Origin of the sequence: Lactobacillus sp. W8174 (genome assembly GCF_016100975.1) — a bacterium.
GTDB classification, from domain to species: domain Bacteria; phylum Bacillota; class Bacilli; order Lactobacillales; family Lactobacillaceae; genus Lactobacillus; species Lactobacillus juensis.
Genome location: NZ_JACFRN010000001.1, coordinates 604,675 through 630,646, shown reverse-complemented (window position 1 = coordinate 630,646; position 25,972 = coordinate 604,675). Strand labels below are relative to the sequence as shown.

20 protein-coding genes and 1 riboswitch are annotated in these 25,972 nt (G+C 35.4%); of the genes, 15 read left to right on the top strand and 5 right to left on the bottom strand.

The window, feature by feature from the left end; genetic code table 11:
• A complete protein-coding gene (locus H3U49_RS02915) occupies positions 1 to 1,842 on the top strand; it encodes a glucose PTS transporter subunit IIA (protein WP_198179484.1) in 1,842 nt (613 codons plus the stop codon).
• Between the two features lie 177 nt (positions 1,843 to 2,019).
• Here the strand turns inward: H3U49_RS02915 and H3U49_RS02910 are convergent, their stop codons facing one another.
• Positions 2,020 to 2,898, bottom strand: coding sequence for a LysR family transcriptional regulator (locus tag H3U49_RS02910; RefSeq protein ID WP_198179482.1), 879 nt, complete (start codon positions 2,896 to 2,898; stop codon positions 2,020 to 2,022).
• Between the two features lie 146 nt (positions 2,899 to 3,044).
• On the opposite strand from H3U49_RS02910, the gene glpK reads away from it, so the two are divergent.
• The 6 genes from glpK to H3U49_RS02880 all read left to right on the top strand — a co-directional run bounded on the left by glpK (position 3,045) and on the right by H3U49_RS02880 (position 10,140).
• Positions 3,045 to 4,562, top strand: coding sequence for a glycerol kinase GlpK (gene glpK, locus H3U49_RS02905; RefSeq protein ID WP_198179480.1), 1,518 nt, complete (start codon positions 3,045 to 3,047; stop codon positions 4,560 to 4,562).
• Between the two features lie 31 nt (positions 4,563 to 4,593).
• Positions 4,594 to 6,339, top strand: coding sequence for an FAD-dependent oxidoreductase (locus tag H3U49_RS02900; RefSeq protein WP_198179478.1), 1,746 nt, complete (start codon positions 4,594 to 4,596; stop codon positions 6,337 to 6,339).
• A gap of 235 nt (positions 6,340 to 6,574) precedes the next feature.
• Entirely contained in the window at positions 6,575 to 7,543 is a 969-nt protein-coding gene (gene manA / locus H3U49_RS02895; protein WP_198179476.1) for a mannose-6-phosphate isomerase, class I, read from the top strand.
• Positions 7,544 to 7,568: 25 nt separating this feature from the next.
• On the top strand, positions 7,569 to 7,964 hold the full coding sequence (locus tag H3U49_RS02890) for an SdpI family protein (protein WP_045927923.1): 396 nt from the start codon (positions 7,569 to 7,571) through the stop codon (positions 7,962 to 7,964).
• Complete coding sequence (locus H3U49_RS02885) at positions 7,961 to 8,680, top strand: response regulator transcription factor (RefSeq protein WP_198179474.1); 720 nt, start codon at positions 7,961 to 7,963, stop codon at positions 8,678 to 8,680. The genes H3U49_RS02890 and H3U49_RS02885 overlap by 4 nt, the downstream gene beginning before the upstream one ends.
• A gap of 8 nt (positions 8,681 to 8,688) precedes the next feature.
• The gene (locus H3U49_RS02880; RefSeq protein ID WP_198179472.1) at positions 8,689 to 10,140 is read left to right on the top strand and encodes a HAMP domain-containing sensor histidine kinase; all 1,452 of its coding nucleotides are present in this window, start codon (positions 8,689 to 8,691) and stop codon (positions 10,138 to 10,140) included.
• Positions 10,141 to 10,184: 44 nt separating this feature from the next.
• Here the strand turns inward: H3U49_RS02880 and H3U49_RS02875 are convergent, their stop codons facing one another.
• Together H3U49_RS02875 and H3U49_RS02870 are read right to left on the bottom strand one after the other, a co-directional pair.
• Complete coding sequence (locus H3U49_RS02875) at positions 10,185 to 11,051, bottom strand: SPFH domain-containing protein (RefSeq protein WP_198179470.1); 867 nt, start codon at positions 11,049 to 11,051, stop codon at positions 10,185 to 10,187.
• A gap of 35 nt (positions 11,052 to 11,086) precedes the next feature.
• The gene (locus H3U49_RS02870; protein WP_198179468.1) at positions 11,087 to 13,279 is read right to left on the bottom strand and encodes an LTA synthase family protein; all 2,193 of its coding nucleotides are present in this window, start codon (positions 13,277 to 13,279) and stop codon (positions 11,087 to 11,089) included.
• 142 nt (positions 13,280 to 13,421) lie between these two features.
• Between H3U49_RS02870 and H3U49_RS02865 the strand changes: the two genes are divergently transcribed.
• The 8 genes from H3U49_RS02865 (at position 13,422) to H3U49_RS02830 (ending at position 22,375) form a co-directional block, all read left to right on the top strand.
• Entirely contained in the window at positions 13,422 to 14,048 is a 627-nt protein-coding gene (locus tag H3U49_RS02865; RefSeq protein WP_198179466.1) for a VanZ family protein, read from the top strand.
• 79 nt (positions 14,049 to 14,127) lie between these two features.
• On the top strand, positions 14,128 to 15,477 hold the full coding sequence (locus tag H3U49_RS02860) for a glucose-6-phosphate isomerase (RefSeq protein ID WP_198179464.1): 1,350 nt from the start codon (positions 14,128 to 14,130) through the stop codon (positions 15,475 to 15,477).
• 182 nt (positions 15,478 to 15,659) lie between these two features.
• Positions 15,660 to 17,048: an MFS transporter gene (locus H3U49_RS02855; RefSeq protein WP_198179462.1), complete on the top strand. Its 1,389-nt coding sequence runs from the start codon at positions 15,660 to 15,662 to the stop codon at positions 17,046 to 17,048.
• Between the two features lie 109 nt (positions 17,049 to 17,157).
• A riboswitch (purine riboswitch) is annotated at positions 17,158 to 17,255 on the top strand.
• A 168-nt stretch (positions 17,256 to 17,423) separates the two neighbouring features.
• A complete protein-coding gene (locus H3U49_RS02850) occupies positions 17,424 to 17,732 on the top strand; it encodes a PTS sugar transporter subunit IIB (RefSeq protein ID WP_198179460.1) in 309 nt (102 codons plus the stop codon).
• A gap of 21 nt (positions 17,733 to 17,753) precedes the next feature.
• Positions 17,754 to 18,992: a PTS sugar transporter subunit IIC gene (locus H3U49_RS02845; protein ID WP_198179458.1), complete on the top strand. Its 1,239-nt coding sequence runs from the start codon at positions 17,754 to 17,756 to the stop codon at positions 18,990 to 18,992.
• Between the two features lie 2 nt (positions 18,993 to 18,994).
• Positions 18,995 to 19,357, top strand: a complete 363-nt coding sequence (locus H3U49_RS02840; RefSeq protein WP_370567277.1) for a PTS lactose/cellobiose transporter subunit IIA — start codon at positions 18,995 to 18,997, stop codon at positions 19,355 to 19,357.
• On the top strand, positions 19,344 to 20,801 hold the full coding sequence (locus H3U49_RS02835; RefSeq protein WP_198179456.1) for a glycoside hydrolase family 1 protein: 1,458 nt from the start codon (positions 19,344 to 19,346) through the stop codon (positions 20,799 to 20,801). Before H3U49_RS02840 ends, H3U49_RS02835 begins: the two co-directional genes overlap by 14 nt.
• Positions 20,802 to 21,286: 485 nt before the next feature.
• Entirely contained in the window at positions 21,287 to 22,375 is a 1,089-nt protein-coding gene (locus H3U49_RS02830) for a PTS sugar transporter subunit IIC (RefSeq protein WP_198179454.1), read from the top strand.
• Between the two features lie 124 nt (positions 22,376 to 22,499).
• Here the strand turns inward: H3U49_RS02830 and pgmB are convergent, their stop codons facing one another.
• Together pgmB and H3U49_RS02820 are read right to left on the bottom strand one after the other, a co-directional pair.
• The gene (pgmB, locus tag H3U49_RS02825) at positions 22,500 to 23,165 is read right to left on the bottom strand and encodes a beta-phosphoglucomutase (RefSeq protein WP_198179453.1); all 666 of its coding nucleotides are present in this window, start codon (positions 23,163 to 23,165) and stop codon (positions 22,500 to 22,502) included.
• On the bottom strand, positions 23,146 to 25,965 hold the full coding sequence (locus H3U49_RS02820) for an alpha-L-rhamnosidase (protein ID WP_198179451.1): 2,820 nt from the start codon (positions 25,963 to 25,965) through the stop codon (positions 23,146 to 23,148). Before H3U49_RS02820 ends, pgmB begins: the two co-directional genes overlap by 20 nt.
• Between the last annotated feature and the right edge of the window lie 7 nt (positions 25,966 to 25,972).

The following is a 25,972-nucleotide window of genomic DNA, read 5'->3' as shown; positions in this document are numbered from 1 at the left end:
ATGCTCAGCTATAAAAGTTTGGCGCAACAAATTTATGACAATGTTGGAGGAAGTAAAAATATTGAAAATATAAATCATTGTGCTACGAGACTACGTATACGTGTTCATAATGTTCAAAATATAAATGATACAGCAATTAAAAATATAGAACAGGTGGCAGGCACTGTAAATCACGGAAAAGAATATCAAGTAGTTATCGGAACAGACGTAGCAAACGTTTATAACGAAATTATTAAGATTAATGGTACTAATGATAAAACAGATCACCAAAGCCATGAAAAAACAGATAATATAAAAAATACTAATTTTTCGTGGTCAAATCTTGGGCATACTATAATTGACTTTATATCAGGTACTTTTGTACCAATACTAGGAGTTTTAGTTGCTGCTGGATTGATTTCCGCAGTTTTAAATATTGGAACATCATTTTTTGGTTTAAGTACAAAGAGTGGGACTTACACAGTTTTATTTGCTATTTATCAAGCAGGCTATTTCTTTTTACCTCTTTATTTGGGGTACAGTGCAGCCCGGAAATTAAATCTGAATCCTATGATGGGTGGATTTTTAGGTGCTGTTTTAGTATATAAAACCATTGATTCGGCAAAAGGTTTGAGCTTTTTGGGATTACCTATTCCACAAATACAATATAATACCTCTGTAATTCCTGTTTTGTTGGGCATTATCTTTATGAAATTGGTTGACCTAGTTTTGGAAAAGGTAGTTCCGAAAAGTATTAAATTTTTCGTAAACCCGTTAGTTACAATGCTAATTGTTGTTCCAATAACTTTATTATGGTTAGGTCCTCTGGGATTTCAAATTGGTTCTATTATTGCTAATATTTTAAAATTTATCAATTTAAAATTTGGCTGGTTTTCTGTCGGAATCATTGCAGCGATCACTCCATTCCTTGTTATGACTGGTACCAATCAGGCCTTATTTCCAATTTGTATTGCAGCCGTTTCAACTACTGGATATGATGCCTTTATTCTTCCTGGTATGTTAGCTGCTAATGTAGCAGTTGGTGCATCAGCTTTGGCTGTAGCTGTATATAGTAATAATAGTAAAGAAAAACAGTTAGGCCTCTCTTCTGGCCTGACAGGTTTAATGGGTATAACGGAACCGGCATTATTTGGTATCTTAATTAAAAATAAAATTGCATTTTTAAGCACAATGGCTGCTTCAGGCTTAGTTGGGATTTTAGCAGGATTTTTGGGATTAAAACAATATGCAATTGTTTCGCCTGGAATAGCAGCTTTACCAACTTTTATACATGCAAATAATGGACAAATGGATATGAACCTATGGGTTGCAATATTAGTTCTTTGTTTATCAGCTTTATTGTCTTTTGGCTTAACATTATTTTTTAGCAAACGAGGCCAACGAAAGGCTACAAATAATATATATTTACCAGTTAAAGGAAAAATTATCCCTTTAAGTAATGTAAAAGATGACATGTTTTCAAAAGGTATGCTCGGAGATGGTTTTGCTGTTATACCAGAAAGTGAGGAGATTTATAGTCCTGTTACTGGTGAGGTAACAATGATTGCAAAAAGTAAGCACGCTTTAGGGTTAAAAACCAAAGATGGTACTGAAATCTTACTTCATCTGGGAATTGACACTGTTGACTTAAATGGTGAACCTTTCGAAGTAAAAGTAAAAAAAGGACAGCAAGTAAAACACGGAGATATTCTTGTTAATATGAATTTGAATAAAATTAAGGCAAAAGATAAAGATCCAATAGTTATTGTTGCTTTGCCGCAAAAAAATAAAAGAGTTAAAAATAAAAACTTTTCAGTTAATAATTTGAAACAAGACATTGGTCAAATACTTTTTAGTGAATAAAGTTATAAAACTAGCAACCTGCAAAAATATCAGCAAGTTGCTTTTGTTTTTTATAAAACTTTATCTCTATCTCAGGTATTTTAACAAGAACGAAAATAATTCTGCAATAAAAAGTATTATTTCTAACTTCGTTAATAAGAATAATAACTATATGATATATGATATAAAATAAATTACTTAATCTACTGATAAAGAGCGGTCTAATATATTAAAAATAGCTGGATTTTTATATATCGCAACAACATCGTATTTTAGTTTAGGCAAGTTTGGTAAAAAAGTAACATAACTATCATATATTTTTGGCAAGGGCAATTCCTCCGGATAAATTGCCATACCGTGATCTAACACAACGTTGGCTAGAGCGGCATCGAAACTGTCTAAGTAAATTATTTGGTCATAACTGATATTCATTTTTTCCAGAATATTTTTAATTTTTGTTTGTACGTCGTTATTATCAGTAGCAGTCCATTTTTGTAAAAAAAGGGGCTGCTTTTTTAGTAGGTCTTTTTTAAACTTTTCGTTAGAATCAAAAGAATTCTTATTCAATAAAATGCCAAAATTGGCAGTTCCAACTTTTCTAACATGGATATTTTTAATTTTACTGACGGCAGTGGAAAATCCAATCAATACGTCATAATCGCCTGCATCAAGTTTAGGGATGCTAGCGGCAAAATTTTCAGTATCGAGTTGTAATTGTAAATCAGGATTATTTTTTGCAAGAGAATGTGCTAGTTCAACAGCCCAATAATCAAAAGCGTGTAAGTAATGTATTCTTAACGTTTGAAAAGAATTATTCAATTGACTGATTTTTTCGCTAAATTCATAGTATTTATTTAACACTGGCACTGCACAATGGTACAAATTAATTCCGGCCAAAGTGACTTTGAAATGAGAAGTTGACCGATCAATCAGTTGAACGCCCAGGTCTTTTTCTAAATTTTTAATTGCATTGCTAATTGCTGTTTGGGAGACAAAATTTCTCTTAGCGGCGGGGGTAAAACCTTGAGTTTCAACGACGTCAATAAAGTACTTATATGTTAATAAACTGTATTTCATCACATTATGTCCTTTTGCTTATAACTTTAACTAATAAGTTATCATCATTATATGTTAGCGCTTCCCAAAAAGCGAGGGTAAAATTGAATTTGTAACGACAGTTACCTTTACTAAATTAGTTTTAAGACTAAAAAGGAGAAAGTATAATGGCTGAAAAATATATTTTAGCGATTGATGAGGGTACTACTAGTACAAGAGCAATTATTTTGGACCATTCTGGTAAAAAAGTAATTGACTCACGGAAAGAGTTTAATCAATATTTTCCTAAACCTGGCTGGGTAGAACATGATGCCAATGAAATTTGGAACTCAGTTTTGTCCACAATTGCCAATTCATTTATTAACTCAGGGATTAAACCTAACCAAATAGCAGCTATCGGTATCACAAATCAGCGTGAAACGACCGTTATCTGGGATAAGAAGACCGGCTTGCCGATATACCATGCTATTGTCTGGCAATCGCGTCAGACTTCGGATATTGCCGATAAAATTATTGCTGATGGCTATTCAGATATGATTCATGAAAAAACGGGATTAATTCCTGATGCCTACTTTTCAGCTACCAAAATTCGCTGGATTCTTGATCATGTTCCAGGAGCTCAGGAACGTGCAGAAAACGGCGAATTATTATTTGGTACCATTGATTCGTGGCTGGTATGGAAATTGACTGGCGGCAAGGTTCATGTGACAGATTATACGAACGCCAGTCGGACAATGCTGTTTAATATTACCAAACTTGATTGGGATGATGAAATTCTTAAGTTATTAAGCATTCCAAGAAAAATTTTGCCTGAAATTCGGTCTAACTCCGAGATTTATGGTACTACAGCTGAATTTCACTTTTATGGCAGTCAAGTACCAATTGCCGGCATGGCAGGTGACCAGCAATCAGCCTTGTTTGGACAGTTGGCCTTTGAGCCGGGAATGGTTAAAAACACCTATGGCACTGGTGCGTTCACCGTTATGAATACTGGTGAAAAGCCTAAATTTTCAGCTAATAATTTGTTAACTACTGTGGCTTATGGCATCAACGGCAAAGTAAATTATGCTTTGGAAGGTAGTATTTATGTAGCTGGTTCTGCTATTCAGTGGCTGCGTGATCAACTAGGAATTATTGACGATGCTCCTCAATCAGAAGAAGCTGCCAAGCGCTCAAAAGACAATAATGAGGTTTTCGTTGTCCCTGCATTTACCGGCTTAGGTGCTCCTTACTGGGATTCTAATGTCCGTGGAGCTGTTTTCGGTCTGACTCGGGGCACAACCAGTGATGACTTTACCAAAGCTACTTTGCAGTCTCTAGCTTATGAAAGCCGTGACGTTATTGACACGATGCATGAAGATACTAAAATTAAAATTCCTAAATTAAAGGTCGATGGCGGTGCTGCCAATAATGACTATTTAATGCAGTTCCAAGCTGATATCTTGGGTATCGAAATTGAGCGTGCTGCCAACCTCGAGACAACGGCATTAGGTGCAGCTTTTCTAGCTGGTTTAGCTATTGGCTTTTGGAAGGACTTTGATGAAATCAAGAAAATTCAAAAAGTAGGTAAAACCTTTAAACCGCAAATGAGCAGTGCAGAAAGAGATCACCTTTATGAAGGCTGGAAATCAGCTGTTAAAGCTGCTCAGAGCTTTTCATATAAGCCATATCAGAAAAATAATTAGAAATTTTTATTAAAAAGAAAGAGGCTAAATCATGGCGTTTTCAATTGAAACCAGAAAAGAAGAAATTGAACGTTTAAAAAATGAAAAATTAGATTTGCTGGTTATCGGTGGCGGCATTACCGGAGCAGGTGTGGCTCTTCAGGCCAGTGCGGCTAAAATGAAGACAGGCTTGATTGATATGCAAGACTTTGGTGGAGGCACATCATCAAGGTCTACCAGACTTGTACACGGTGGTATTCGCTACCTGAAGACTTTTGATGTCCAAGTCGTTTCTGATACAGTCAAGGAGCGTGCTGTTATCCAGCATATTGCTCCGCATATGACCCAACCTGATCCTATGATTTTGCCAATTTATGACGAACCGGGGACAACATTTACTATGTTCTCGGTAAAAGTGGCAATGGATCTTTATGATCATTTAGCAGGTATTGAAGGAGACTCACCTTTAATTAAATATGCCAACTACATGATGGATAAGGAAGAAACATTAAAACGAGAACCACAATTAAATAGTGCTAACCTGCAAGGTGCAGGTGTTTACTTGGATTACCAAAATAACGATTCCCGCTTAGTAGTAGAAAATGTTAAAAAAGCGCATGAATTAGGTTGTCTGGCTGTTAGTCGCTTAAAATGTGTAGCAATTTTGCATAATGATCAAAAACAAGTTAATGGTGTGCGGGTTCACGACAATTTAACTGGTGAAGAATTTGATATTCATGCTGATGTTGTTATTAACACTTCAGGACCTTGGTCAGACTTGGTAAGACAAGAAGATAAAGAAGTTTACAAGAAACCACGTTTGCGTCCTACAAAAGGTGTCCACCTGGTAGTTGACCAATCCCGTTTGACCGTGCCACAGCCAACATATTTTGGTTCTGGTACGGCTGATGGCCGAATGATTTTTACCATTCCTAGAGAAGGCAAAACTTACTTTGGTACTACAGATACTGACTTTTCTGGTGATTATGCTCATCCAACAGTTGAACAAAGCGATGTAGATTACTTGTTAAATATCATTAATAAAAAGTATCCTGCGGCTCATTTAACAATTAACGATATTGAAGCCAGCTGGGCTGGCGTACGGCCCCTGATTGAAGTTGAAGTTGAGGGTAACGAGGCTGCAGATGCGGCAACAGGTGCCAGCGTTTCTGATAGTACTTCAGCACCATCTGCAGTATCACGTGGTAGTTCGTTAACCGAAGCAGAAGATGGATTGATCACCTTAGCCGGCGGTAAGCTGACAGATTACCGCATCATGGCCAATGGTGCAATGAAGAAAATCCAGCAAAAGTTTCATGATGAGTTTTCTAAAAACTTTACGTTGCAAGATTCAGCTGAAATTAAAGTTGCTGGTGGCGATTTTGATTCTGACAATGCAGAAGCAGAACTTGCTCGCATTGCTAAAGATGGTGTGGCTGCCGGCCTTGCAGCTGACGATGCAAAAGAGATTGCAAACTTATTTGGCTCTCAGGCGGAGCAAATTTACGATTATGCCCAAACAATCAAACCAGAAGAAGGATTGAGTATTGGTGAAACTGCAGCTCTTGATTACTCGCTGGCAGAGGAAATGACATTAACACCAGTTGACTATCTATTAAGACGTACTTATCATATTTTATTCAAGAGTGATACATTAGACCAAATAAAGAATGGCGTGATTAAACACATGTCTGATTATTATGGCTGGGATAAAGCTCAAAGAGAAAAATATGAAAACGAGTTGGAACATGAGATTGCAGAATCAAGACTGGAGGGATTAAAGAGTAAGAGAAAGTAGCAGAAAACATTAAAAATAGTAGTAAATTATTCCCCATTTAAAAAGCCTGTCAAATCAATCTGACAGGCTTTTTCTTTGGCCTTTTTAAAGCAATATATTAAAATAAACGAGATTATTTATTATAAGTATTTTATAAGGATATTAACTCTTAAAATAATAACAATTGTTTTCATATTTGAAAAAATAGTTTTAAATTTATAGTTTAAAAGCTTAAACTAATAGTGAGGTGATCATAATGGAACCATTTTTTCTTACCCCATATTTTAGACCCAAAATTTGGGGTGGACGCAAATTAAAAACCATTTTTAATTACGATATACCAGATGGTAAAGTAGGTGAAGCTTGGGTTATTTCCGGTTATAAGGATGATGCTTCAACTATTACAAATGGTGACTTTAAAGGACAGAGTTTACGTACAGTGTATTATGAAAATCCGGAACTGTTTGGTAACCCCAAGAGTAAGGAGTTTCCACTTCTCGTAAAATTTCTGGATGCCAATGATAATCTATCTGTACAGGTTCATCCCAACGATGATTATGCCCGCAAAGTAGAAAATGACAGTGGAAAAACAGAAAGCTGGTATGTTTTACAGGCAGATCCAGGCTCATATCTAATATATGGTCATACTGCTAAAACACGTTCTGAACTTGCGGATATGATTCACAAGGGCGAGTGGGAAAAATTGTTGCGCAAGGTTCCTGTCAAAGCCGGAGACTTTTTCTATGTCCCTTCGGGAACGATACATGCTTTGACTAAAGGGATTTTAGTCATTGAAACGCAGCAGTCAAGTGATGTTACCTACCGTTTATATGATTATGATCGTGTAGATCAAAAGACTGGTAAAAAAAGGGAGCTGCACACGCAGAAGTCAATTGACGTCACTCAAGTACCTCATGTGGATCCTAAACTTAAAATAACATCTAGAAGAAATCAAGATGCCATCATTAAAACCTTGGTGGAGCCACCATTGTCTCCTCATTTTTATCTGTGGCAAATAGATTTAAATGGACAGTGGAATACTGGCTTAAATGGGCATCCTTTCTTATTAGTAACAATTATTAATGGTTCAGGTACAATTGAGTGTGAAAACAAGACTTTTAATTTATCTATTGGCACAAATATGATAATTCCGAATAATATTAAGGAATTTAAATTTTCAGGTAATATGAAAATGGTTATTTCTACTCCTGGTAATCAGGATTAATTCTTAAGGTGGAAAGGAAAAGAGAATGATTTATATTGCGTGCGGTTCGATTATTATGGTAGTTGGACTGTTATGGCTGATATCGCCTCCAAAAAGACCACGTCCATTTTATAGTTATTATTCCTACTTGGCCCAAGTTAATAAAGCTAGTTTCAAATTTGCTCAACACAAAGCAAGTTACTATTTTATTATATTTGGTTTAATCCAATTAGTATTGGGGATTGGAATCCATTTACTTAAATGGGATCGATATTTTTTACTTTGGCTGCTGACATTTTATCTTTTCATTATCTTTCCAATCATGGCTACAGAGAAAAGTTTAAAAAGCTTTTTGCAAAAGCGTCATGAACTGCCAGCAGATTACATAGACCCTGACAAAGTAAAAAAGGAGAGAACAAAAGGATTTAGGGACCGGAAATGAAACTGAAAATTTTAATGGTCGAGGATGATCAGTCAGTTGCAGAAATGATGGAGATGTTCTTTGAAAAAGAAGGATGGACCACGGATATTGCAACTGATGGAGAACAAGCCGTTAAAATGTTTGCTAAAAATCCAGATCAGTATGATTTAATAACATTAGATCTTAACTTGCCAAAAAAAGATGGCATAGAAGTTGCTAAAGAAGTTTGTGCAATTTCACCTACCATACCAATTATCATGTTGACTGCTAGAAGTAGTGAGGAAGAGCAGATTCAAGGATTTAATGCTGGTGCTGATGACTATGTGTCTAAACCATTTAGTCCATTAGCTTTAATAGCCCGCATTAAGGCTTTACAACGTAGGATTAGAATTGATGATAAGCAGGAACAAACGAAAGCGGTAAAAAATACTGAAAAATTTGATGTTGAAACTGATCACATCAAAATTTCTAAAAGTCGGCGTGAGGTGCTTTATGATGGTCAATATGTTGAAAATATTACACCTAAAGAGTTTGATTTACTCTATACTATGGCACAGAAGCCCAAACAAGTATTTTCTCGTGAACAATTATTAGAGTCTGTCTGGGGTTATGATTATTATGGTGAAGATCGCACCGTGGATGCACATATTAAAAAACTGCGCCAAAAATTGGAAAAAGTAGGTGCAAATGTCATCCAAACCGTTTGGGGCGTTGGCTATAAATTTGATGATTCGTAGGTTTTAACATGAAGTTAATTTATCAGCATATGCTTAGTTTTTTACTAATCATTCTTACTACGGTATCAATAATCGGTTTTTCTGAAATAAATAATGCAACTAAACAATCATATGAATATAATTATCAGAGAATGGAGGATTTTGCCTCAGCTTTAGGTACTTTAGCCGCAAGCGATGAAAAAAATGGCTCAGCCATGTTAAACCCCAAATTTTTGCATAAATTGGAATTCGTTCTTCATAGCGATAGGGTTTATCTTAGTGTTTTTGACAAGCATGGTACTCAAATCTATCCTGAGAAAAATGAAGACATACGCCTAACTTCAAAGCGCGTTATGCAATTAAAACAGGGAAAGAAGCTTCATATCAAAAATAATAATGAGGCTCTTTCCAGCTTAGGGCATAAAAAAGATGCTTGTACCGGCGTTCTTTTACCATGGAAAGACAAAGGTAAATTTATCGGGGCGATTTGGTTAGGTGTCCGAGTTGCCAAGGTTGAAAAGCCAGTGACTATAGCCAAGCAAAATTTATTTAGTGCTCTTGTTTCGGCAATAATTGTGGGCTTGATGCTTAGCTTTATTCTTTCTTTTTATGCAACTGACAGAATAAAAAAGCTGTCACGAGCTACTAAGAAAGTTGCTGCTGGAGATTTTGACGTCCAAACAAATTACAGTGGCAATGATGAGATAACCCAGCTTGCTGATAACTTCAACCAGATGGTTCGCGCTTTAAAGAAATCAAACCAAGAGGTTAAGGAGCAGGAAAAAAGGCGTGATCAATTTATGGCTGATGCAGCTCATGAAATGCGTACGCCTCTGACTACCATTAATGGTATTTTAGAGGGCTTGCAATATGATGCTATTCCTGATAAAGCAAAGCCTAAATCCATTGACCTGATGAATAGGGAAACTAAGCGTCTGATCAGATTAGTTAATGAAAATTTGGATTATGAAAAAATTCGTAATAATCAAATAAACTTAGTTAAGACCACCTTTAATGCTAGAAAAACGCTAGATGATGTGACAATGCAGCTTAAACAAAATGCTGCTAAGGTCAATGATACTATTACTATCAATGCACCAAGAGATTTACCAATTTATGCTGATAAAGATCGCTTTACTCAAATAATGGTCAATTTGGTCCAGAACGCAATTCAGTTCACTTCTGATGGCGAAATTCAAATAAGCGGCTATCGGGTGGCTCATGCAACAACTATTATTGTTGAAGATAATGGGATTGGGATGAATCAACAACAAATTAAATATGTTTTTGAAAGATATTTTAAAGCCGATCCGTCTCGTAGCCGCTCAGGAAGAGGAGAATATGGCTTAGGACTGTCGATAGTTTCTTCTTTGATCAAACAACATGGTGGCAAAATAACTGTGCAGTCAGAAATAAATCATGGAGCTGAATTTACAATTATTTTATTTGATCGTGGATATGAACAATATCTCGAAAACTAAAAAATCATTTCCGAGTTTGGAAATGATTTTTTGCTGCTTAGAATTTATTCGCTATCTTTTGTTGCCTCATGCCAGACCTTTGCCATTGCTGGAATGGTTCCCAGGCTGGTAAGGTCGTCTTTATTAACTACGATTAAGTTGTTAGGTCCTTTAGCTAAATTATTAAAACTGTCCAAACTCTGATTTTTAAAATAGCCGTCACTTGCTTTAGCCAGGCTGGCTTGCAACTGATCTATCCGATATGCTTCAGCATCTGCTTCTGTTTTAACAGCTTCCGCCTTAGCTTTAGCGGTTGCAATTAAAGCATCGTTTTTGGCTTTTGTAGTCAGTTCAATATTTTTAGCTTCACCTTCAGCTTTTTCAATAGCTGCTATTTTTTCACGATCGGCAGTTAACTGCTTGTCCATAGCTTTTTGAATTTCAGTGCTGGGCAAAAGCTCATCAATGTTGACCCTGACTACACGAATGCCATAAATGTCCGTTAAATCACCAATAGCATCGGACAGCTGACTATTAATGCTACTTGTTGAGCCTAGAGCATCATTTAGATCCATCCGTCCAATAATATCTCTTAAATGACCACGGATTAGTTCCACCATTGACTTTACCGAGTCGGTATTATTGTAAAAATACTTATAGGAATCAGTTACCAAGTAATTTAAGGTTAAGCTGGTAGTAATTTCTGCGTTGTCTTTGGTGATAATTGAATACTTCGAAATTTCTGCCGGAAACATTGCTAGGGAAACTTTGCGTAACCTCTGTATTACGGGGATGATTATTACTAAACCAGCTTTTACTGTTCTGGAATATTTTCCCAATGTTTCTATTAAACCTTCATTGTTTTGCGGGACAACACGGCACATAGAAAATAATAAAAGCAAAATCAGCACAACAATTATGAAATATTTCATCTTAACCTCCAAAATTAAAAAATAATGATTATTTCTTAATTATATGACTTTTTACGATTTTTACTAGGCTTAATATGCTTTTCAGTTAAATGATTGCCAGAAACAGATTCCGGAATTGTTGTGATTTCTTCTTCATGACCCTTAAGCTCTGTAGCATCTGTTTTGTATAGTCTGGTAGTAGATCTACGCTGCTTGCTTATCAGTGCTGTTGATTTGTTTCTTAATTGTTGTCTGATGTCTTCCATCTGTTTGTAATTGGTTAAATAGTCAAACTGTGTGGGTTCGACAGGCTTAAACCCGCTCGGAGTGTAAAAACGTAACAAATTATGATTATTTAACAAGTCAGAGTATTTCAGTGACTTCTTGCCTTCTTTGGCCAATTTTGTGATTTCATATTTTTCCTGTTCAGTAAAATTAATGATCTGCTTGCCGCTTTGGCGGTCGTAAACAACGCCTTTTAAGCCTTTACCACCAATAATAATATATTTTTGACTAACAATAGTGCCGTTTCTAAAAATAAGCCAGGGGCGATATTTTGGCGCTAGCAGATCACTGCCAAACTGAATATAATTGCGATTTGAAACTCCCAGAAGATGGAGCAAAGTCGGCAAAACATCTATTTCGCCTGCGACTTCCTGTTTGATTTTTCCCTTTAAATTTGGAGCATGAATCATGAAAGGTACACGTTGCATCTGGACATTATTATAAGCATTCCAAGTATCAGAACTTTCACCTACAATTGGTGCCAAAGTTTCGTTTTCAGAATTAGTTAATCCGTAATGGTCGCCATAGATTACAACCATGGTATTTTTAATCAAACCTGATTTCTTCAAGTAATTGAAAAACTCGCGAATAGATTGATCCAGATAATGAGCAGTTTCAAAATAATTGTTAATTGAATTGTCTGACGTATCACTGGTTTTAAAGCTCGGATCCAGATCCTCTTCATCCATGTCAAAGGGAGTATGATTTGTAACGGTAATAAATTTAGTATAAAAAGGCTGCTGCATCCTTTCTAAATATTTGATGCTTTCAGCAAACATAATTTTATCTTTGATGCCATAGCCAATATGGTCATTTTTATCATGACTAAAGTAATTTTGGTCAAAGAAATAGTTATAACCCATGTTTTTATAAACATCATCACGGTTCCAAAAAGTACCGACATTGCCATGAAATACGGCTGAAGTGTAGTTGCCATGTTGACGCAAAATTTGAGGAGCAGCCTGAAAAGTATTTGAACTGCCCATGGCAGTGAATAAAGACCCGTCAGAAATACCATAAGTGCTGGTTTCCAGCATGTTTTCTGCGTCACTGGTGCGGCCAATTCCAACCTGGTGGTAAAAATTGGCAAAACTTAATGTATGTTTATTGTGATAAAGTGAATTGAGATAGGGAGTAACTTCCTTACCATTAATTTTTAAATCAATTAAAAACTGTTGAAAGCTTTCTAAATGGATTATTATTACATTTTTGCCTTTTTCTTTACCAAAATATTCTGTATTTACTGGTAATTTGTTTTTTTGAGTATAAGCCAAAATCTTATTTAAGTCAGCTGTATTGGCATTTTTATTTACCTGCTCTGTTTGTTCATTTTTAACAGCATCATAAACCGTGTAGGTATCAATACCAAGATATTTAACAATGTATGAACGATCGAATGTGGTACCTAACAAGCGTGGTCTAGAAGATTCAGCCAAAAAGACATTCAGCACTAAAATTAAAGCACCAACTGAAGTAACAGCAAATGGTGTAAGAAGGCCAAAGGATTTTTGATCAATTCTGATTTTGTGAGCAATCAGTAATATGATTATGATGATAAGGTCAAGCCACAATAACAAGTCAGAAGGTTGAAGCAATGCGACTGCACTTTTTCCTAGACCAGGAGCAACTTTTCCAGCATTAGTAATAGTCTTTACGGTAATAAAATCGGAAAATTGCCGATAATAAAGAACATTGGCGAATAACAGGCCAGAATTTGCTACATCAAGCAGGACCATTGCGCAATATGAAATGACAGGCTTGGAAAAATATAATCCGATGCTTATTAATAAAATTGCACTACCAACAGGACTTAACCACATGATAATATGTTGATAAGGATCTGAAATACCCAAATTGAAATCATGGTAGGCTGCAAAAATGTACTTGAGCGCAAATAAAACAACCAGAAGGCAGAAAAAGCCTATACGAGTCTGAATGAAGTTAGTCAGATTTTTTTTATTCAAAATGAACTCTCCCTTATCAGACTATTTTAAAAGTTTCTGTCCTTTTAGACAATCTTTTCTGTTTTGTTAGACCTTTTTTAATAATTAATTGCAGAAACTTGAGTATAATTTAAATGAACTATATTTTAGGAATTGAATCAGAATGATATTTTTAGGACCACTATATAACCTGCTTTCGCAACTTTACGCTACTAAAATCAATCATTTTGCTTTGATTAAGTTGATTGTACTGGCACTTGATAAAACTATCTTTTATTTCCTGTTTTTTATGGTAATACGCTTAATCTGGCTAATGACTATTAGGAGTCGGCGTACAATTAAATCTGAAGCGTCAGTATGGTTATTTGCTTTTTATTTAATTTTAGTGCTGATGTTAACTACTTTTCGTAACACTTATTTTCCCTGGAACCTGACCCTTAATCTGCACAGGCCTTTAAACGAAATAAATTTTGTCTTTTTGAGGGAAACCTGGAAAATGTATCATGCCCCCAGCAGGCTAGACTTTGTATACAATTCTTTGGGTAACATCCTGTGCTTTATTCCATTTGGATTTTTATCACCATTTGTTTTTTCCAAAAAACAAACCTTTTGGCGTGTTGTTTTCGCTGGTATCATTTTTTCAGTTTTTATTGAAGGGATGCAGTTTTTACTGGAAACTGGAGTTACAGATATTGATGATGTGTTCTTTAACAGTTGCGGAACGGTAATTGGCTATTTCTGCTATTGGCTTGTAATGATAATCAGGAGAAGGACCCATAAAACTAACTAAAAGCACTGGTATTTGTAAAATAAGATTGCTAAAATGTTCTTGTGAAATACATATTTAATTCAGTAAGGAGAGCGTGATTATGAGTTTAATTAAATTTGATGGTACAAAACTGACACCATTTGTTCACGATAATGAACTAGGCGAGATGCAAGCTTTAGTTAATGTTGCCGACAAAGAACTGAGAGATGGTTCTGGGGCAGGCAATGATTTTCTGGGCTGGGTTGATTTGCCGGTTAATTATGACAAAGAGGAATTTGCCAGAATCAAAAAAGCAGCCCAAAAGATTCAAAGTGACTCTGAAGTCTTAGTTTGTATCGGTATTGGCGGTTCATATTTAGGCGCTCAGGCAGCTATTGAGTTTCTAAATGGTGCATTCTATGGCAAGGGTAAAGAAAAATATCCTACTGTTGTATTCTGCGGCAACTCCTTATCAGGCTCGTATTTACATGATCTGATTGAATGGCTTGGTGACAAGGACTTTAGTGTTAATGTTATTTCTAAATCCGGTACCACCACTGAACCAGCTGTTGCTTTTCGCATTTTTAAAGATAAATTAATTGAAAAGTATGGCGCAGATGAGGCTAAGAATAGAATTTTTGCTACCACTGATCGCGTTAAAGGTGCTTTAAAAACTGAAGCAGATGCTGAAGGTTATGAAGAATTTGTTGTGCCAGATGATATTGGTGGACGTTACAGCGTACTGTCAGCTGTTGGTCTGTTGCCGATTGCAGTTTCTGGTGCCGATATTGACCAATTAATGAAAGGCGCTGCTGATGCCAGAGCAGAGTATACCAATACAGATTTAAGTAACGCGACTCCTTATCAATATGCTGCTTTGCGTAATATTCTTTATCGCAAAGGCTACACCACTGAAATTGTTGAAAACTATGAACCAACTTTAAGAATGTTTAGTGAATGGTGCAAACAATTAATGGGAGAATCAGAAGGAAAGGATAATAAAGGTATTTGGCCAGCCAGTGCCAACTTTACGACTGATTTGCACTCATTGGGTCAATATATTCAAGAAGGCCGCAGAAATCTTTTCGAAACAGTTATTAGAGTCGAGAATCCGGCAAATGATGTCAAAATTCCTTCTGACGATCGTAATTTAGACCAATTGAATTTCTTATCTGGTAAAAGCTTAAACTTTGTAAATGAACGTGCCTATGAAGGAGTAGTTCTTGCTCACACTGATGGTGGTGTTCCTGTTATGACAGTTAATATTCCTGATCAAACGGAACACACTTTAGGTTACTTAATTTACTTCTTTGAACTGGCAATTGCAGTTTCTGGCTATGTTAATGGCATTAATCCATTCAATCAACCTGGTGTTGAAGAATACAAGCGCAATATGTTTGGTTTGCTTAATAAACCGGGTTACGAAGAACTACACGATGACCTAGCAAATAGATTTAAGCAGGAAAAATAATTTTTAATTATTGAAACTTTTTTAAAATAAGATTAAGATAAATATATGCTTACTTTACATGAGTTATGTTTATATCAGAAAAAGACATATCATCCTGTACATTGTATTTATTCATATTAACCATTATGGAAAGGGTAAAAGTTTTTGGCTTTTAGCCTTTTTTATTAAGGAGATTTAATTTTATGGCGGAAAAGAAAGAAACACCCAAGCGGGTTTTGGCAATTATCAGTTGTGCTTTAATGGCTTTTGTTTCCATTTTGACAGAAACAAGTTTAAACGTTACTTTTCCCACATTGATGAAACAATTTCACATTGGTTTAGGATTAGTCCAGTGGACGACAACAGGGTATTTACTAACAATTTCTGTAATTATGGTTGCAAGCTCTTATTTAAACGACCGTTTTTCAGCAAGGCAACTGTTTTTAACTGCCGCAATTGCATTCATTGCCGGTTCAATTGTAGCTGCTTTTGCCTCTAATTTCTGGATCTTACTTGCAGGTCGGATAATTTCTTCAATCGGAGCAGGATTATCAATACCATTAATGTTTAATATGGTTGTAGAACTAATGCCGCAAGAAAAATGGGGCTTCTATATGGGCTTGACTGGTTTAGTCATTATTCTTGCACCATCTTTAGGCCCTACATTTGGCGGTACAGTTGTTTACTATTTTGGCTGGCCCTTAATTTTTGAAATTGTAGCGGTGATTGCTGTATTTATTATGATTTTGGGTTTATTCGTAATTGAACAATACCATGAGAAAAAACATCCGAGTTTTGACTGGCTAAGTTATATTGTTATTGCTAGTGCAATGGTAATTTTTAACTTAGGTTTTAATAGAATTAGCAATGGTTTTACAGATATCGGTTTTTGGCTCAGCATGATTATCGTGGCAATTTTGGTATACGCATTTATAAAATTGTCACGGTCTAGCAAAAAGAAGCTGATTAACTTGAACATTTTCAAAAACAAACCCTTTATTTTTGCCATGATATCTTATCTACTATTGCAGTTTATCAATATTGGCACCAGCTTTGCGATACCAAATTATGTGCAAATTGTTAATCATGCCAGTTCTTTAATCGGAGGCTTGGTTTTACTTCCGGGTTGTATTATCAGTGGTATTTTAAACCCTTGGTTTGGTCATGTTTATGATAAAAAGGGTGCACCATTGCCACTACTTACTGGAACAATATTCTGCTTAACGGCCTGTTTGCTTTTTTCTTTGTTTAGTTTGAAAATCAGTACATTCATGGTTGGTGTTTTTTATGGCATTATGATTATCGGTCGCCAGATGGCGTTTAACAATACTATGGCTGAAGCATCGAAATTACAACCAGAAGAATTGCATACCGATGCGACCGCAGTTTTTCAAACTGGTCAACAGTATGCCGGATCAATGGGAACAACAGTAATGGCAGCTATTATTTCATCTTGGCAAAAAAGACCTGGTAATTATGCAGCACTTACGGCCCAAGGCAGTCAAGAAGCATTTTTATTTTTGACATTTGTCAGTGTGATAATTTTGCTTAGTTATTTAAACTTATTCAGACTTGAGAAGAAATTGAAATAAAATCAAAAATAAATACCAAAATTAAAAATGAACTATTAAGGGAATATTTGCTAAAATATTCCCTTTTTCTATTTTTGGCGATCTTGCACTTAAAATAAAGCTTTGCTAAAATACAGGAGATATAGATATCTATATATTGTCGTAATACGGACGACAGTTTCTACTCGGAACCGTAAATTCCGAACTATGGATAAATCAGCATTTAAAACATTAATTTCTGTTTTTAAAACGGCTTTTTTACCATGGCTTTGGTAGAAAAGTCGTTTTCTGTTTTGAGGAGAAAAAGTGAAAAAACCATTTACATAAAACAAAGTAAAAGTATGTTTAAAAAATAGTCAAGAAATATTACTAAAAAATACTTGAAAGGAAAAAGCAATGACTAAAAATGTTCTATTAATTTGTGGTTCCGGAGCATCTTCTGGCTTTATGGCAGCAAACATGCGTAAAGCTGCAAAAAAAGCAGGTTTGGATTTTAAAATTCAAGCAAGAAGCGAAGCAGAATTATCTGATTATGCTAACGATATTGATGCACTAATGGTTGGACCTCACTTAAAAGCAGAATTTAATGCAATAAAAGAAAGAGTACCTTCACAGGTAAAAGTAATCTTAATGAAGCCAGAATATTATGCAATCCTTGATGGTAAGGGTGCAGTAGATCATTTGAAAAAAGAATTAGAACAATAAAGAAAGAAGGAAAATTTAAGAATGAATGGCTTCATGACCTTTTTAAATACAAAATTTGCTCCTAAGGCACAAAAAGTTGCTAATAATCAATGGATTATCACTATCAAAAATTCTATTTTGGAAGTTTTACCATTTATCTTTGTCGGTTCACTAATTACTTTATTAAATATACCGACAAACTTTTGGAAATGGTGGCCAAATCTTTCGCCAATTAATAGTTTCACTTTTGGCTTGACCTCAATTTTTGTTGCCTTTTTAGTCCCATTTAATTTCATGGAATTTAAAAAGATCAATAAGCAAAGAATTATAGCAGGCCTATCCTCAGTTGCACTTTTTCTGATGCTTGCTAACCCTTCATGGGATAAAACTGGTAATGTAATTTCATACCAATTTTCAGAACTCGGTGCAGGAGGGATGTTTGTTGCCTTAGTTGTTGGTGTTTTTGTTGCTTTGATTATGGAACTATTTGCTAAGTTTAGTTTCTTTAGTGATGATACTTCAATGCCAGATTTTGTGACAGCTTGGTTTGATTCAATGTTGCCTATTGCTGTTGTAATAGCAACAGGTTGGTTGCTTACGGATATTTTGCACTTTAATCTTTATCGCTTAATTGTAGCTATTTTTTCACCTATAGCGACATCTTTAGATACTTGGTGGGGTTTTACATTTTATTTATTTTTACAGTGTTTTATTTATTCAATGGGAATTTCCAGCTGGGTATTATCTGGAATTGATAAGCCAGTAATGCTGGCTGGTATAGCTGCCAATGCAAGTGCATACTCTTTGGGACATGCAGCTAAACATATATTCACTAGTGAGCTTATTTTTAGTTTTCCTTGGATTGGTGGTATTGGATGTACAATGCCGCTTGTCTTAATGATGCTATTTTGGGCAAAGTCGAATCGACTTAAAGCTCTTGGAAAAGCCAGTGTTTTACCAACAATTTTTAATATTAATGAACCAGTTGTATTTGGCACAATAGTTTGGAATCCTTACTTAATGATTCCATTATGGATCAATGGCATTGTTTTGCCTTTAATTACTGCGTTTTGGTTTAAATCAGGTCTTTCTCCTATACCACATTCATTAATGCAAATGTGGTATATTCCATTTCCTTTTGTTACCTGGATTGTTAGTCCAGCAGTCAGCTCTATGATTTTATTAGTAATCCTTTTTATCGTTGGTGGTTTAATTTATTATCCATTTTTCAAAGTTTATGACAGAAATTTGGTTAAACAAGAAACTGAAAGTGAGGCATAGAGGTGGAAGATAATAAACAATTTAGTGAAGAAAATGTTAAAAATACAATGAACATTATTTTAAACGCCGGTGATGCCCGTGATTTTATCAGTAAAGCTCTGGATGATGTAGCAAATTCGAATTACGATAACGCAAAAGAGAACATGAAGAAAGCAAACGAAAAATTAGTAAAAGCTCATCGTCTGCAAACCAAAAAAATTCAAGAAGAAGCTGAAGGTAAGCCAATACAATACTCAGTATTATTTACACATGCTCAAGATACTTTGATGACTATCAACACTGAGTATAATTTGGCAAATAATTTAATAAAGATATTTGAAAAGCGTGATTGTCATTGTATAGGTGATCAGAATGAGAAAAAATAATTTTCCATACTTTCCCAAAAACTTTTTATGGGGCGGTGCTCAAGCTGCAAGTCAAGCAGACGGTGCTTTTCAGGCAGATGGAAAAGGATTAAATTCCTCAGATGTGCAACCCTATCTTCAAGGATTATCAAATGAAGAGTTGCAAGCCGCGGAGTCAGAAGGGATGACGTTAAACGAAGTTAAGAAAAACAGTCAAGATAGTGAAAACTATTATCCCAAACGTTTTGGTATTGACTTTTACCATACTTATAAGGAAGATTTACAGCTTTTAGCTAATGCAGGGTTTACAACTTTTAGAACTTCTCTAGATTGGTCAAGAGTTTTTCCTAATGGAGACGATGAAAAGCCTAATGAAAAGGCACTAAGGCATTACTCAAAAATGATTGATTATATGTTGGAGTTGGGTATTGAACCAATTATGACAATGAATCATTATGAAACTCCTGTAAATATTACACTTAAATATGGGGGCTGGCCAAATAAGAAGGTTATTCCGCTTTTTGTAAAATTTGGCAAAGTTTTATTAGATTGGTTTGGCGATCGTGTAAAATATTGGATTGTAGTTAATCAAATTAATATGGTTCAAATAGAGCCTTGGCTTTCAGTTGGTGTAGCTAATGATCAATATCCAAATCAGGAACAAGCTCTTTATCAAGCAATGCATAATCAAATTGTGGCAGGAGCCGAAATAAAAAATTATGCACGTTCTTTGAATAATCCTAATATACACATTGGAACAATGGTTGCTGATGGTACTGTTTATCCTGCAAGTAGTAAGCCGGACGATGTTATTCTTGCAATGCAGCAAAATCGTATGCAATATTTTGTGACAGATGTTCAATTTAGAGGTAAATATCCCAAATTTGCTTTAAATTATTTTAATGATAAGAATATTGAACTTGATATTACCCAAAATGAATTGAAATTAATTAACGAAAATCGTATGGATTTTTTAGCTATTTCTTATTACTATTCTCGTATGGTTGACTCAACAAAGAATAAGATGCAGCCAGCAGATAATTTACAAAATCCGAATTTGAAGCAAAGTAGTTGGGGTTGGGCTATTGATCCTCAAGGACTATACAATACTTTATCTCAATATTATGATCGCTATCAAAAACCAATTATTATTGCTGAAAATGGCTTAGGTGCTTATGACAAATTGGAAAATGATAAAAAAGTACATGATCCTTATCGTTCAGAATATCTGAGTATGCATATTGAACAAGTAGGAAGGGCAATACATGATGGGGCAGAAGTAATTGCTTATTGTGCTTGGGGACCGATTGATATCGTTTCGTGTTCTTCTCAACAAATGTCAAAACGTTATGGCTTTGTCTATGTAGATATTGATGATAACGGACAAGGAAGCAGAAAACGTTACTTAAAAGACAGCTACTTCTGGTACAAACGAGTAATTAGCTCGAATGGTAAATATATATAAATGAATCAGGAATAAGAAAAAAATTTAAAAGCAACAAATGCACTTTTTGAGATGACTTAATTAATAGCGAAAATTCCTCGAGAGGATTTAGTACATTATGAAAAGTTTTTTGCTCAAGAATAGTGAAAACCAGTTTTGTAAATCTTTAAACAGGTAACAATTTTGTTATCTTAGTTTCTCCCTAAAAAGACTGATTTTAGAATTTTAATGATACTATCATTGATATTATAAAAATAAAATACATTTTTGCAGTATAACTAGACTCCAAGAGTATCTAGTTATACTTTTTTATTACTTAGTATAAAATTAAATTATTTTTAATTTTTCTATGTACTTTTTTAAATAAGATGATAAAATACTTAATAATTAATTTTAAGGAGGAAAAAGCAATGAGGCGAATTAGCAATCAGCATATTTCAATTTTGTCACAAATTATTTTGCTGACAATGTATACCTAAGCACTATTTTATTAAAGGAGTACAAATATGGCTGATACAACCAATACTAACAAACTAACAGTAAAAACATTTCTTAACAACATTTTGGCAGGGACTGCAACGGGAATTATCGTGGGTTTGATTCCAAATGCAGTAGTCAGTGCAATTTTAAAACTTTTTGGTCAAAATCCGGTGACGGCATCTATTAACCAGGCATTACTGATTTTTCAATGTGCCACACCTTTGTTAATTGGGGCGTTAATTGCCATTCAATTTAAAATGGTCCCACTGGACGTTGCAATTGTAGGTGCCTCTGCTTATGTTGGCTCTGGTGTTACAAAATTCGTACCACAAATTGTGAACCCTGCTACTAAAGCTCAAGGCGTCTTTGTTTCAGCAGGGACAGGTGATCTCATTAACACCATGATTACAGCTGGCTTGGCTGTGGGGCTTTTGTTATTAGTGGGTCAACGTTTTGGCTCCGTCAAAATTGTTGCCGCACCGATTGTTGTTGGTGGTGGAGCTGGTTGGATTGGCATGCTGATTTTGCCGTATGTAAGCAAAATTACTACTTGGCTCGGTTCAGTAATTAATTCCTTTACTAATTTACAGCCAATATTAATGTGTATTTTAATTTCCTGTATGTTTGCAATTTTAATCATTTCACCAATATCCACTGTGGCAATTGGAATGGCTATTCAATTAAATGGTATCTCTGCAGGTGCAGCAGCAATGGGAGTCGCGGCAACGACACTGGTATTGGTCGTTCATTCTTGGCGAACTAATAAATCAGGAGTTACTATTGCAATTGCATTAGGGGCAATGAAAATGATGATGCCCAATCTTTTCAGGCATCCAATTATCGTTTTACCAACATTAATTACAGCAGCGCTTTCCGCTATTCCAGTAGCATTATTTCATGTTAGTGGCACGCCGGCTTCTGCAGGCTTCGGTCTCGTTGGCCTGGTTGGCCCTCTGGCATCCTTAGATGCTGGCAAAGCAAGTATTAATATTGTGATGGCGCTAATTGTCTGGATTGTATTCCCAGTTGTAGTAGCAATGGTTTGCCGTTTTCTCTTTGAAAAAGTCTTTCATGTTTATGATGAAAAGGTAGCCTTTGCCTATCTAGGTGAATAATTGTAATTACTTAAATCTGTCATAAAAACAAATCCTTACTTACACCAATTTATTTTAAACATCAAAAAAACTCGTGAAAAACAAATTTTGTTTTATTCACGAGTTTTTATTTGTAAACTGATTCCTAATTTAAATTAAATTTTTCCCATGCAGTTTCGATTTGATCATAATTTAATGCTGCTGTTTTAGGAAAAAGTAGTTTAGCATCTTTTAGATCTGTTTTAGAGCCAACGCCAACCGATAAAGCACCTGACTTGTTGATAGCAGTAATACCTGCAATTGAATCTTCAATACCTACGCAATCTTGTGGTTTAAGATTAATTGCTTCAGCTGCCGCAATAAAAATGTCTGGTGCTGGCTTGCCAGCGGCAACTTTACTGGGATCTGCAATAGCATCAAATGCATCAGTCAATTGTAATTTTTCTAGTATAAATGGACCATTTAAACTAGCAGAAGCCAAAGATAGTTTGACGTTGTTTTTCTTTAGGGATGAAATTAATTCACTAATTCCAGGTAAGATATTTGCGGGAGTTAAACTGGCCAACAAATTGCGGAAAATATTATTTTTTTCAGTGGTCATTTCATTAAATTGTTCTTGTGACACGGAGATATTTAAAAATTTTAAGATTGCCTTTAAAGAATCTGTTCTGCTTACACCTTTTGTTTGCTTTTCAAGTTCATCCGGCAATTCGAGATTAAAATGTTTTTTGATTAATTTTCTCCAAGCTTGGAAATGGTATACGGATGTATCTGCAATGACTCCATCTAAATCAAAGAGAACGCCTTTCATTTAAAAACTTCCTTTCACTTGTTACTGGCGTAGTATCAAGTATTTTGTTTATTTGGTTAAAATCTTCGTCTGAAATATTGATAAATGGCAACAGACTATTCAATTCTACCATAGAATTTTCACCAAATTTTTTGAGATTATCGGGATCTTGCAAAAAGTCAAAAACAGTATGGATTGGCCTTAGCTCTTTAACAAGTTCCGCATCGCTCATTAGTTCTTTTACGGGCATATTGATATTGTAGTATTCAATATAACTTTTTTCAGGCACATAAGAAATTGTAAAATCACCGTTAGTTAATTCCAGTGGCAAAGATGATTGCCTGCCATTAATTTCTACTTTATCCTTCACTCTAGGTAATTTTACGGTTACTCTTTGACCAAAAGGAATGCTTAAGTTGACCTTGATAGTGTGTTGGGCATCAGTTTCAAGTTGGTAAGCCATTTTGAGATCGCCATAAGAACTGTGATAGTGTCCTGAAATCTTTTTAAACCGATAATCAAATTGAGGAGCAAAAAGCACGTTTTGATAGCCATTATTTTGTTTTCTTAAGCCCAAAACTTGTTGATAAACCCACTGCATGATTGCACCGATTGAATAGTGGTTCAGTGAGTTCATTCCTGCGGGATTCATTGAGCCATCAGGCAAGACTGAATTCCAGCGTTCCCAAATAGTGGTGGCACCCAAAATAACTTCATAGAGCCAGCTTGGAAAATCCTCGTTTAGAAAAATTTGCGTTGCTAATTTATGTTCTCCATTTTCTGACAGAACCTGACAAATAAAGGGCGTTCCAATAAAACCAGTTTGTAAATGATTGTGGTCTTTTTTTAGCCTCTGAACAAGATCGTTAACAACGCGTTTTTTCTGTTCTTCTGGTACTAACTCAAAATGAAGAGCTAATGCATAAGCTGTTTGTGTATCAATTGCTAGACGGCCATTTTTTGTAATAAATTCATCTCTGATCGCTTTTTTAATAGCTTGAGACTGTCGGTCATATTCTTGAGCATCAGTGGTATTACCTAAAATGCGAGCTGCTTGAGCAACAATCCAACTGGAATAAGCGTAATAAATTGAGGCAATATAGTCTTCGTCAGTTTTTCCACTAGGTATAGCCGGGTTTTCACCGTCTAAAGACAGCCAGTCACCGAATTGAAAGCACCCTGTCCAAAGATTCTTGGTCGTAGTCGCTTGACCAATCCAATCTACCCAAGCTTTCATACTAGAATAATTTTGTCTTAAGATGGCCGGATCAGCAGTAGCCTGATAAGCTGTCCACGGAATAACAGTCGCGGCATCTCCCCAAATTGCTGCACCGCCATTGTCATTTCCCATAGCTGGCGCGTACATTGTTAACATACCTTGATGGGCAGCCTGCTCAATTTTCATGTCTTTAGCATACTTTTTGAAAAAAGGGTATGCATTCATATTTAAAATTGCAGTGCCTGAAAAAATGTCGGCATCGCCCGTCCAGCCCAGGCGCTCGTCTCGTTGCGGACAGTCTGTTGGAACATCAAAGAAGTTGCTTTTTTGACTCCATAAAACATTCTGGAGCAAGCGATTAACTTTGGTATTAGAGGTTTTGATACCACCAGTAATTTCAAGATCAGAATAGATTACCGCGTCTTTAAAATCTTCTTTTCTTAAAGGCTGAGAATTACCGGAAACTTTGACATAACGGTAACCATAGTAGGTGAAATGTGGTCTGATCCATTTTTGTTCACCGTTTGAAATATAATGAAAGGCTGCACGAGCCTGGCGAAGATTATCCCTGTAAAAATTGCCGTCTTGGAGTATTTCTCCCATTTGTAAGTCAATTTCCTTGCCAGCTGATTCGTGATTGTAAAATTCTGGCCAACCAGCATGATCTTGACCGAAATCGAGGACTGTTTCACCTTTAGGAGTACGTATAATTTCTTTAACAGGTAAATATTCTTTTGTTTTTAAGGGCAAGCTTAGACGATCATGCAATATTTCTTTAGAATGCTGCAATATAATTGCAGGCTGCCAATTAGTTATTTTTTTGGTATCGTCAAAGTCCTCTCCGTAATAAATGGCTGATTTGGTTATTTTACCAGCAGAAGTTTGCCATGTGGCGTCGGTGTTTATTATCTGATTGCTGCCATCATCATAAGCGATATGCAACTCAGCAATAGCCATTTGTTGGTCACCATAGATGCAATTTTGACCGCCGTCAAAACCAAAGTTGCCCTTATACCAACCGTCCCCTAGGGAAATTAAAAGTTCCTGTTGTGATTTTTCATTCAGCATCTCAGTTACGTCATAAGTTTGAATCTGTACCAGTTTGTCATAGGCTGTAACACCTGGTGCAAGAAACTCATTACCAATTTTTTTCTTATTTAAAAAAGCTTCGTAAACACCTAAACCGCTGATATAGAGGCGGGCATTTACTACTTTTTTAGTGATATCAATGCTTTTCTTTAATAGAGTATTTTGAATGTCTTTATTATGATTACCAATCCATTCTGCAGTGAAAGGTTCATTCATTTTACCAGTTTCAAAGAAGCTATTTTTACTTGTTTGAGTATGATTATCTTTTAGAAAAATTGTTATTTCATAACGGGTTCGGGGTTTTAGTTCCAATTCGAAGTCAAAATAATTATTATCATATTGTTGCCAGTGACTATCATAAACAGGTTTATGGGCATTTATTGTTAAACGCTTTTGTATATGACTTGCCTTTTGATTAGCTTCAGCACTGAATTCAATTCTTAAATGATTGTCTAAATCGTAACCAAGAGGTTCGGTATAATGGTTGACTAAAATATCTTTGATTTTTAACATTGATTTT